Raw genomic sequence first — 10,219 nt, 5'->3', positions numbered from 1 at the left:
GGCGGCGCCCGGCGGCGCGGGCTCGCGCTCGCCCTCCGGCAGCGGCCGCGACACCTCCCGCGCCCGCATCGCCGCGTCCACCGTGATCCGCATGCTCGGCTGACCCACGCTCCGCCTCCTCGCTCCGGTCCGGATCCCCATTGCACACCACCGGACCGGTCCCCGCGCAAGACCGGGCGCCCGCCCGGTTCCGCTCCCGATCCCGCGACCAGGGATGATCACTGGCGCGGATGACCGCCGGGCGGGCGCGATGCTCGGTACAGTGCCGGAGATGCTGCAACGTCTGGTCCATCTCCTGCCGCCACGGGTGCGCGCGTTCCTGCGCCGCGTCCCCGTGCTGGTGGCGCTGTACCAGTGGCTGCGGCGGGGCAGGCTGACCCGCGACCGTCACGTGTTCGCGGTGCTGGCGATCCTCACGGTCGTCATCGGCATCGGCGCGGCCGAGTGGGAGTGGGCCCCGTCGGGCGCGCTGGTGCTGACGGTGCTCGGCGGCGGGCTGCTGCTGAAGGTGCGCGGCCTGGTCGCCCTGCTCGGCGTGGTCGCGGTGATGGTCGCCTACACCGCCTGGTTCCACCACGCGGTGGTCGGCCCCGGCACGATCGGGCCGCTGGGCATCACGGCGGTGCTGGCGCTGTCGCTGGCCCGCACCCGCCAGAAGCTCGGCGTCCAGGGGCTGCGCGGCGACTCGATGCTCCTGGAGCTGCGCGACCGGCTGCTCCGCCAGGGCGAGATGCCGAGGCTCCCCGACGGCTGGGACGCGCAGGTGGTGATGCTCCAGGCGGGCGGGTCGTCGTTCGGCGGGGACTTCGTGGTGTCGGTGCGGCGCGGCGACACCCTGGAACTGGCGCTGGTGGACGTCTCGGGCAAGGGCACCGACGCGGGCACCCGCGCGCTGATGCTCTCCGGCGCGTTCGGCGGACTGCTGGGCTCGGTGCGGCCCGACCGGTTCCTCCCGGCGTGCAACGACTTCCTGCACCGCCAGCACTGGGACGAGGGTTTCGTGACGGCCGTGCACGTCGTCATCGACCTGACCAGCGGCGAGTACACGGTGGAGTCGGCGGGCCACCCCCCGGCCGTCCAGTTCGACGCGGGCAGCGGCACCTGGCAGGTGAGCCCCGCCAAGGGCGTGGTGCTGGGGGTCGTCCCCGACATGGACGCCGACGCGGTGCGCGGCCAGCTGCGCTCCGGCGACGCGCTGCTGCTCTACACCGACGGGCTGGTGGAGTCCCCGGGCCGCGATCTGGACGCGGGCATCGACCGTCTGCTCGGCGAGGCCGAGCGCTTGGTCCCGCAGGGGTTCCGCAAGGGCGCCCGCGAGCTGGTCGAGACGATGGCGGCGGCGCGCGACGACGACTGCGCCCTCGTGCTGATCTGGCGGACCTGACCGGGCCGCGGCGCCCCGGGCGCCCCTAGGCGACCGCGCTGAACTCCTTGGTCTCCTCCGGAGGCTGCTCGGCCGAAGCGGGGACGGCCGGGGTCGGTTCCGGGGAGGCCGGGTAGCCCACCAGGGACAGCAGCAGGTCGGGCGCGGTCGGACGCTCGACGGGGTTCTTGGCGAGGGCCGCGCGGACCGTCGGGAGCAGGTCGGGCGGGACGTCCGACAGGTCGGGCTCCTCGTTGGCCGTGCGCAGCGCCACCTCCGTGGGCTCGCCGTCGCCGAACGGCAGTCGGCCCGTTCCCGCGTAGGCCACCAGGCAGCCCCATCCGAACACGTCGGCGGCGGGGGTGGGCGGTCCGCCCTTGATGACCTCCGGAGGGACCCAGCCGGGCGTGCCGACCACGGTGCCCGACGGCGCCGGGGTCGGGGAGTCGCACTTGCGGGAGACGCCGAAGTCGATGACGCGGGGCCCGGAGAGGGTGAGGATCACGTTCGCCGGCTTGACGTCGCCGTGGATCAGGCCCGCCGCGTGCACCGCCGACAGCCCCGCCGCCACGCCGACCGCGACGCCGTGCAGGTCGGCCGCCGGGAGCGGCCCCGACTGGAGCAGGCGCCGCTGGAGGGACATGCCCCCGACGTACTCGCTGACGATGTAGGGGAGCCCCGAGGCGTCCTCTCCGTAGTCCAGCACCCGCGCGGTGCAGAACGAGGCCACGCGGCTCGCCATCACCGCTTCCTCGCGCAGCCGTTCCCGGAACTTGGCGTCGCCCGCCAGCCGCGGATGGATGGTCTTGACCGCGACGCGTTCGCTGGTGTCCGGTTCGCGTGCGAGGAAGACCGTGCCCATGCCGCCCGTGCCGATGCGCCCCAGCAGCGGGTAGCCGCCGATCGTACGCGGATCGGCGTCTTCCAGAGGGCTCACCTCGCACGCCATGCTCCCGCCCGGCTGAGCCTCGCTCTTGTGCCCGTCCATGTCGTGCCTCGCGCCTCCTTCCCCTTCCGGAGCTTTTGTCGATCAGCCCCCTTGTGCCCGAAAGTCGGCAAAGTATGAGGTCGAATCTCCACGGATCGTCGGCCGGGGCCCCTGAGACGCCGTGTCCGCGCTGGTTTCACTCGGAAGTAACATCCTGGTAACGCCTGGTGCACGGGGCGACGGCAGAGTATGAGGCAGTTCGACGGCCACCCCCGGACCGGTGATCCCTCCTCGGCGCGGGGCCCGGTGGGCGGCCGGCGGCACCGAAGGCGATGCCCGCGCGGACGGCACCCCAGGGGTGGGAGGCGCCGTGCGTGCGGGCATCGGCCGTCCGCTTCCCGATATAACCTATTGACTTAGTAGGAATTATGGGCTTTGCTTGAGGCATGAGCGGGGACCCGTACCACGGCCTGGCCGTGGGGCGCGGCCACGGTCGCCGCTCAGCGTCCGAGCCCGACCGGCCCGACTCCGTTGCTGGGGGAGTGGACCGGACGGGCCGCCCCCCCGCCGTTCGGGGCGCTCTTACGGCGGGGGACGCGCGGTGACCGGGACGGCGTTGGCACGGCCCGTCCCGGTCACCGGCGACTCCTCCACCGGCGCCCCTTCCGGCGGCCTCCCCCGCCACGGCGCCGCCGGGCCGCGAGGTTTCGCGCGGTGGCGGCCGGGTTACAACCAGGGCCACCGAGATCGTTTCCCCCCGGGCGACTAGGACGCGGCGCCGTGCCGCGTGGAGCCGGGACGACGGGGGAGGCGACGGGCATGTCGGGCCGTGGGCTGCGCTGGCCCCCGTCGCGCTGGTCGCTGCGTGCCCGCGTCACCGCCATGGCGACCGCCGTGGTCGCGGTCCTGATGGTCAGCGGATGCCTGGCGTTCTACCTGACGGTCCGCGAACTGCTCTACCAGGGCCTGCGCGACCGCGGCGACCGCGCCATCGCCGAGCTGACCCAGCAGACCCAGAACGGCGCCACCGGCATGCTGTCCTACGGCGCGGACGGCTTCCAGCTCCGCCAGGTGATGGGGGCCGACGGCCGGGTGGTCGCCGCCACCCCCGAACTGCGCGGCCGGGGCCCGATCACCGGCATCGACCCGCCCGCCGGCGGCGGCGTGCTGCGGACCCGCATCACGCTGCCGGCCACGGACGAGCAGATCTACCTGGTCGCCCGGCGGGTGAGCACCCCCGACGGCGAACGCGTCCTGTACGCCGGGACGGTGCTCACCGACCTCAGCCGCCTCGGCACGGCGTTCGTGCTGGGCCTGGCGCTGGTGACGGTGCTGGGATCGGGGGTGGCCGCGCTGCTGGTGCGGCAGGCGGTGTGCCGGGCGCTGCGGCCGGTCGGGGTGATGCGCGCCGAACTCGCCTCGATCACCGGCGGACGGTCCGGGGGCCGGGTGACCGTTCCCGACAGCGCCGACGAGGTCGCCGGGCTCGCCGAGTCGGTCAACCTCACCCTCAGCCGCCTGGAACACGTGCTGGACCGCCAGCGCGCCTTCGTCGGCGACGTCTCGCACGAGCTGCGCAGCCCCCTGACCGGCCTGCGCACCCAGCTGGAGGTCGCCCTCGAATGCCCCGAGGACGAGGACTGGCCGGAGGTGGCGCGGGCCGCGCTGAACGAGGCCGACCGGCTCCAGCGCATCGTCGGCGACCTGCTGATCGTGGCGCGGCTGGAGGCCGGCATGCCGCAGCACCGCGAGCCGGTGGACCTGGCGGAGCTGGCCCGCGCCGAGCTCGCCCGCCGCCGCGGCGACCGGGTCCCGATCGAGCTGGAGGCCGCCGGCGGCGCGGTGGTCATGGGCAGTCCCGGCCAGCTCGAACGCGTCCTGACGAACCTGCTCGACAACGCCGTCCGGCACGCCGCGACCCGGGCCCGGCTCACGGTGTCGGCCGAGGGCGGGCAGGCGGTGGTGCGGGTCGCCGACGACGGCACCGGCATCGACCCCGACCACCGGGAGGCGGTGTTCCGGCGCTTCTACCGGCTGCCCGAGGGGCGCCGGCGCGACGGCGGCGGGACGGGCCTCGGCCTGCCGATCTCCCGCGACATCGCCGTCGCGCACGGCGGGACCCTGGAGGTGGGCGAGCCGGACCCCGGATGGCGGGGCGCGCTGCTGGAGCTGCGGATCCCGTTGTCCGGAACGGACAAGAAACGCCTCGACCATTGAACGTGAAAAGCATTCACTTACGCGGCGGGTCATGGTCTCCTGGTGGTCGTGGCGGTGCTCTCCGTGACCGGAGCGCTCCGCGACGCGGTGCCACCACGACCCACAGAGGTGTGCCATGCCCGTCCCCCGCAGGCTCCCGAGAGCGAGGACGGCGGTCGGCGCCGGCGTCCTCGCCGCCGCGCTGCTGTGCCCCGCCCCCGCGGCGGCCTCCACCCCGTTCCGCGACCCCGAACCCGCCACCGGAGCGACCGGGACGCCGATGACCGGCACCACCCCCGACGGGCAGGTGCGCGGCTACGTCGACGCCCACAGCCACCTGACCTCCTACGAGGCGTTCGGCGGCATGCTGATGTGCGGCAGGCCGTTCGACCCGCACGGCGTCCGGGAGGCGCTGAAGGACTGCCCCGACCACCATCCCGACGGCAGCCTCGCCTGGTTCGAGAACTTCACCCGTAAGGGCAGCCCGTTCGGGCGGCACGACCCGAGGGGCTACCCGACGTTCCGGGACTGGCCCGCCCACGACTCGCTCACCCACCAGCAGGCCTACCACAAGTGGGTGGAACGGTCCTGGCGCGCGGGCCAGCGCATCCTGGTCAACCAGCTGGTCGCCAACCGCACCCTGTGCGAGATCTACCCGCTGAAGCGGAACACCTGCGACGAGATGGACGTCATCCGCCTCCAGGCCCGGCGGACCCGCGAGTTGCAGGACCACATCGACCGCGAGAGCGGCGGACCGGGCCGGGGCTGGTTCCGGATCGTGACGAGCCCGGCGGAGGCCCGCCGGGTCATCGAGTCGGGGCGGATGGCGGTCGTGCTGGGCGTCGAGACGTCCGAGCCGTTCGGCTGCCGCCAGGTCCTCGGCGCGCCGCGGTGCACCGCGAGGGACATCGACGAGGGGCTGGACGAGATGCGCCGCCTCGGCGTGCGGTCGATGTTCGTGTGCCACAAGTTCGACAACGCGCTGTGCGGCGTGCGCTTCGACTCCGGCACGACCGGCGTCGTGATGAACCTCGGCAACCTCGTCGGCTCCGGCCGGTTCTGGCAGGCCGACCACTGCGCGGCCACCGGCCCGCACGACAACGAGATCGCCCCGGCGGGCGGGATCGGCGACCTGCTGGCGGGCCCGCTGCGGGCGCTGCGCCCGCTCGGCGTCACCGTGCCGGTCTACCCGTCGGCCCCGCACTGCAACGTCAACGGCCTGACCCCGCTCGGCGAGCACATGGTCAGGGGGCTGGCCGCGCGGGGGATGCTGGTCGAGCTGGACCACATGAGCGCCAAGGCCGCCGACCAGGCCCTCGACATCCTGGAGGAGCGGCACTACTCCGGCGTCATCTCCTCCCACAGCTGGTCCGACGAGCACTACACCAGGCGCGTCTACGGCCTGGGCGGGATGCTCACCTCCTACGGGTTCGCCTCCGACGCGTTCGTGGCGCAGTGGCGCAGGGCGAAGAAGGACCGCGACGGCAGGTACCTGTTCGGCTTCGGGTACGGCCTGGACGCCAACGGCATGGGCCCGCTGCCCCCGCCGCGCGCGGACGCCGGGAAGAACCCGCTGAGGTACCCCTACCGTTCCCCGGTCGATCCGGGCGTGACGCTGACCAGGCAGACCACCGGGCAGCGCACCTGGGACGTCAACACCGAGGGCGTCGCCCACTACGGGCTGGTCCCCGACTGGATCGCCGACATGCGGAACATCGCCGGCAGCGAGATCACCGACGACCTGGCCCGGGGCGCGGAGGCCTACCTGCGGATGTGGGAACGCGCGGAACGGGGCTGATCCCCGGCCCCCGGCTACCCGGCCTGCTCGGCCTGCTCGAACGACGGCGGGCGGCGGCGACCGTGTCCCGTCGCCCGCTCGAACAGGTGCCCGACCCGGAGCACCTCGAAGTCGGCGCGGTGCGGCCCCACGATCTGCACCCCGACCGGCAGCCCGCCCGCCGTGAACCCGCCGGGCACCGACAGCGCCGGGCAGCCCGTGGCCGACACCAGGTAGCAGGAGGCCATCCACTCCAGGTAGTCGCGCATCGGCCGCCCGCCGACCGTGTCGGGGTACTCCCGGCCGGCGTCGAACGGCACCACCTGGCTCACCGGCAGCACCAGCACGTCATGGCGCTGGAAGAACTCCCGCACCCGGTGGAACAGCGCGGCGTGCAGGCGTTCGGCGGCGGCGACGTCGCGGCCAGACAGCGCGCGGCCCGCCTCGACGTTGGCGACCAGCGACGGTTTCATCAGGTCGCGGTGCGCGTCCAGCAGCGGCCCCAGCGCCAGGTCGAACTGCCAGGCCCGTAGCGTCCGGAACACCTCGTCCGCGCCCGACAGGTCCGGGCACGCCTCCTCCACCTCGCAGCCGAGGTCGGCGAACACCTTCGCCGCGCCCTCGACGACCGCCGCGACCTCGCGGTCCACCGGCACCCTCCCGCCCAGGTCGGCCGACCACGCCACCCGCAGCCCGGCCGGGTCCCGGTCCAGCGGCCGCGCGAACACCCCGCCCGGGGTCTCCAGCGCGATCGGGCTGCGCGGATCGGGCCCCGCCAGCACCGACAGCAGCAGCGCCACGTCCGCCACCTCGCGCCCCATCGGCCCCTGCACGCCCATCGTCGCCCACGCCGCCTCGGCCGGCCAGCTCGGCACCCGGCCGGGGGAGGGGCGCAGGCCGACGACGTTGCAGAACGACGCGGGATTGCGCAGCGACCCGCCCATGTCGCTGCCGTCGGCCAGCGGATGCATCCCGCACGCCAGCGCCGCCGCCGCGCCCCCGCTGCTGCCGCCCGCCGACCGCGACAGGTCGTAGGGGTTGCGGGTGACGCCGAACAGCGGGTTGAAGGTGTGCGACCCGCACGCGAACTCGGGGACGTTCGTCTTCCCGATCGTGACGACCCCGGCCGCGCGCATCCGCTCCACGACCAGGTCGTCCCGGTCGGGGACGTGCCCGGCGAAGATCGGGGAGCCGTGGGTGGTGCGGATCCCGGCGGTCTCGTGGGTGTCCTTGTGCGCGACCGGGAGCCCGTGCAGCGGCCCGACGTCCGCGCCGGAGGCCAGCCGCTCGTCGGCGGCGCGGGCCTGCTCGGCGGCCCGCTCGGCGACGAGCGTGACGATGGCGTTGACCCGCGGGTTGGTGCGTTCGACCTGCTCCAGGTGGGCGGCCAGCACCTCGCGCGCGGACACCTGCCCGGTGCGCAGCAGCCGCACCAGCTCCCGCGCCGACATGAAGGTGATCTCCGAGGATGCCAACCGCCGACCTCCCGATGTCTACCCGAGCGTGGAACCACCACCCTGCCACGAACGGCACCGGCGCGGCCGGGGGACCGCCCTGCCGGACGGGCTGCCAGGATGGCGGGGACGACCGACGGGAGGAACGGCGGATGACGGAGCGGGCCGGGGCGCGTGAGCTGGTGGAACGCGTGCTGGACGAGGGGACCTGGAGGTCCTGGGACGCCGCGCCGCGCCGGGTCGCCGAGCCCGGATCCGCCTACGCCGCCGAACTCGCCGCCGCGCGGGAGCGCAGCGGATGCGACGAGGCCGTCATCACCGGGGAGGGGCTGCTGCGGGGACGGCGGGTCGCCTGCATCGCCTCGGAGTTCCGGTTCCTGGCCGGGTCGATCGGGCTGGCCACCGCCGAGCGGATCGTCGCCGCCGTCGAACGCGCCACCACCGAGGGCCTGCCGCTGCTGGCGGCGCCGTCGTCGGGCGGGACGCGGATGCAGGAGGGCACGGCGGCGTTCGCGCAGATGGCGCGGATCACCGCGGCGGTCGCCGAGCACCGCGCGGCCGGGCTGCCGTACCTGGTGTACCTGCGGCACCCGACGACGGGCGGGGTGTTCGCGTCGTGGGGGTCGCTGGGGCACCTGACGGCGGCGGAGCCGGGCGCGTTGATCGGGTTCCTCGGGCCGCGCGTGTACGAGGGGCTGTACGGGGAGCCGTTCCCCGAGGGGGTGCAGGTCGCGGAGAACCTGGCGGCCAGGGGCCTGGTGGACGCGGTCGTGGCGGTCGGGGACCTGGCACGGGTCGCGGCGGACGCGCTGGAGGTCCTGCGCCCCGGACCGCCCGCGGCCGAACCGCGGCCGTCGGAGCCCGCCGAGCCCACTGAGCCCACCGAGCCTGCCGAGCCCGCCGCGGGGTCGGCGTGGGAGTCGATCGAGCGGTCCCGGCGGCCCGGCCGGCCCGGCGTGCGGCACCTGCTGCGACACGGCGCGACGCACGTGACGCCGCTGTCGGGGACCGGGGAGGGGGAGGCCGAGCCGGGGCTGCTGCTGGCGCTGGCGCGGTTCGGGACGGCGCCGTGCGTGGTGGTCGGGCAGGACCGGCGCGGGCAGCGCAACGGCAGCCCTCTCGGCCCGGCCGGGCTGCGGACGGCGCGGCGCGGGATGCGGCTGGCCGCCGAGCTGCGGTTGCCGCTGGTCACGGTCGTGGACACGCCGGGCGCCCTGCTGTCGGCGCGGGCCGAGGAGGGCGGGCTCGCCGGGGAGATCGCCCGCTGCCTCGCCGACATGATCACGCTGTCCGCGCCGACGCTGTGCCTGCTGCTGGGGGAGGGGACCGGCGGCGCGGCGCTGGCGCTGCTCCCGGCCGACCGGGTGCTGGCCGCCCGGCACGCCTGGCTGTCGCCGCTGCCCCCGGAGGGCGCGTCGATCATCATGCACCGCACCCCCGACCACGCGCCGCGGATGGCCGAGGCACAGGGCGTGCGGGCCGCCGACCTGCTGCGCGACGGCATCGTGGACGCGCTGGTGGACGAGCGCCCCGACGCCGCCGACGAGCCCGAGGCGTTCTGCCTCCGGATGGCCGCCGCCGCCGAGCACGCCCTGCGCGCCCTGACCGCGACCGACCCCGCCGCCCGCCGGGCCGCCCGCCGGGAGCGCTACCGAAGGCTCGGACGCTGACGCCTATCATCGTTTGGGTTCGTATGACACGGATGACAGAGGAGAACCCCCCGTGCGCCGCGCTCTGCTGATCATGCATGACCACCTGTCCCCGGCCGACCCGCTGGTCGCCCATCTGACCGAGCGCGGCTACGCCGTCGCCCAGCAGCTCGTGGTGCCCGGCGAGCGCCACGCGACGCCGGACGTCGCGTTCGACTTCCCCGACCCGCGCGACTGGGACCTGATCATCCCGCTGGGGTCGCCGTGGGCGGTGGACGACCTGGCGACCATCGGCACCTGGGTCACGCCCGAGCTGGCGATGCTGCGCAAGGCGCACGAGGCGGACGTCCCGATCCTGGGCATCTGCTTCGGCGGCCAGGCCCTAGCGACCGCGCTGGGCGGCGGCGTCGAACGCTCCCCGCGCCCCGAGCTGGGCTGGGTCACCGTCGAGACCGACGATCCCGCGCTGATCGGCCCCGGACCGTGGTTCCAGTTCCACTACGACCGCTGGATCCTGCCGCCCGGCGCGGTGGAGATCGCCCGCAACGGGGTGTGCTCGCAGGCGTTCACCGTGGGCCGGTCGATGGGCGTGCAGTTCCATCCCGAGATCAACGTGCCGGAACTGGAGAACTGGCTCGTCCACGGCGGCGCGGACCTGGTGCGCGCGGCGGGCCGGGACCCCGACGCCATGCTGGAGTCGCTGCGCCGGGACGAGGCCGCCGCCATCGGCCGCTGCCGCGCGCTCGTGGACGTGTTCCTGGATCGCGTCGCCGTGTGACGGGCATCACTCCCCGGCCGGTCACATCCGGGGACGGCCGCCCGTCCTGTCCCCGAAGCACCCGACCGAAGGAG

At 74.9% G+C, this 10,219-nt stretch carries 7 protein-coding genes; 5 read left to right on the top strand and 2 right to left on the bottom strand.

Annotation, left to right across the window (positions count from 1 at the left end):
- The first annotated feature begins 271 nt into the window (after positions 1-271).
- Positions 272-1,384 (top strand): PP2C family protein-serine/threonine phosphatase, encoded by a 1,113-nt coding sequence (locus tag AKI01S_RS13130; RefSeq protein ID WP_083999474.1) that lies wholly within the window; start codon positions 272-274, stop codon positions 1,382-1,384.
- 25 nt (positions 1,385-1,409) lie between these two features.
- Here the strand turns inward: AKI01S_RS13130 and AKI01S_RS13125 are convergent, their stop codons facing one another.
- Positions 1,410-2,300: a serine/threonine-protein kinase gene (locus tag AKI01S_RS13125; protein WP_169813953.1), complete on the bottom strand. Its 891-nt coding sequence runs from the start codon at positions 2,298-2,300 to the stop codon at positions 1,410-1,412.
- 810 nt (positions 2,301-3,110) lie between these two features.
- Here AKI01S_RS13125 and AKI01S_RS13120 point away from each other — a divergent pair.
- Positions 3,111-4,508, top strand: a complete 1,398-nt coding sequence (locus AKI01S_RS13120; RefSeq protein WP_067815775.1) for a sensor histidine kinase — start codon at positions 3,111-3,113, stop codon at positions 4,506-4,508.
- 115 nt (positions 4,509-4,623) lie between these two features.
- On the top strand, positions 4,624-6,285 hold the full coding sequence (locus AKI01S_RS13115; protein ID WP_067815771.1) for an amidohydrolase family protein: 1,662 nt from the start codon (positions 4,624-4,626) through the stop codon (positions 6,283-6,285).
- 14 nt (positions 6,286-6,299) lie between these two features.
- Here AKI01S_RS13115 and AKI01S_RS13110 read toward each other — a convergent pair whose 3' ends face one another.
- Positions 6,300-7,739: an amidase gene (locus AKI01S_RS13110; protein ID WP_083999467.1), complete on the bottom strand. Its 1,440-nt coding sequence runs from the start codon at positions 7,737-7,739 to the stop codon at positions 6,300-6,302.
- Positions 7,740-7,870: 131 nt separating this feature from the next.
- Here AKI01S_RS13110 and AKI01S_RS13105 point away from each other — a divergent pair, with 131 nt between their 5' ends.
- Positions 7,871-9,388 (top strand): carboxyl transferase domain-containing protein, encoded by a 1,518-nt coding sequence (locus AKI01S_RS13105; RefSeq protein ID WP_067815768.1) that lies wholly within the window; start codon positions 7,871-7,873, stop codon positions 9,386-9,388.
- Between the two features lie 52 nt (positions 9,389-9,440).
- Positions 9,441-10,145 (top strand): type 1 glutamine amidotransferase, encoded by a 705-nt coding sequence (locus AKI01S_RS13100; RefSeq protein WP_245681600.1) that lies wholly within the window; start codon positions 9,441-9,443, stop codon positions 10,143-10,145.
- Positions 10,146-10,219 lie beyond the last annotated feature (74 nt).

Source organism: Actinomadura kijaniata NBRC 14229 (assembly GCF_001552175.1).
In the GTDB taxonomy this organism is placed as follows: Bacteria; Actinomycetota; Actinomycetes; order Streptosporangiales; family Streptosporangiaceae; genus Spirillospora; species Spirillospora kijaniata.
This window is presented reverse-complemented; position numbering and strand designations above follow the sequence as displayed.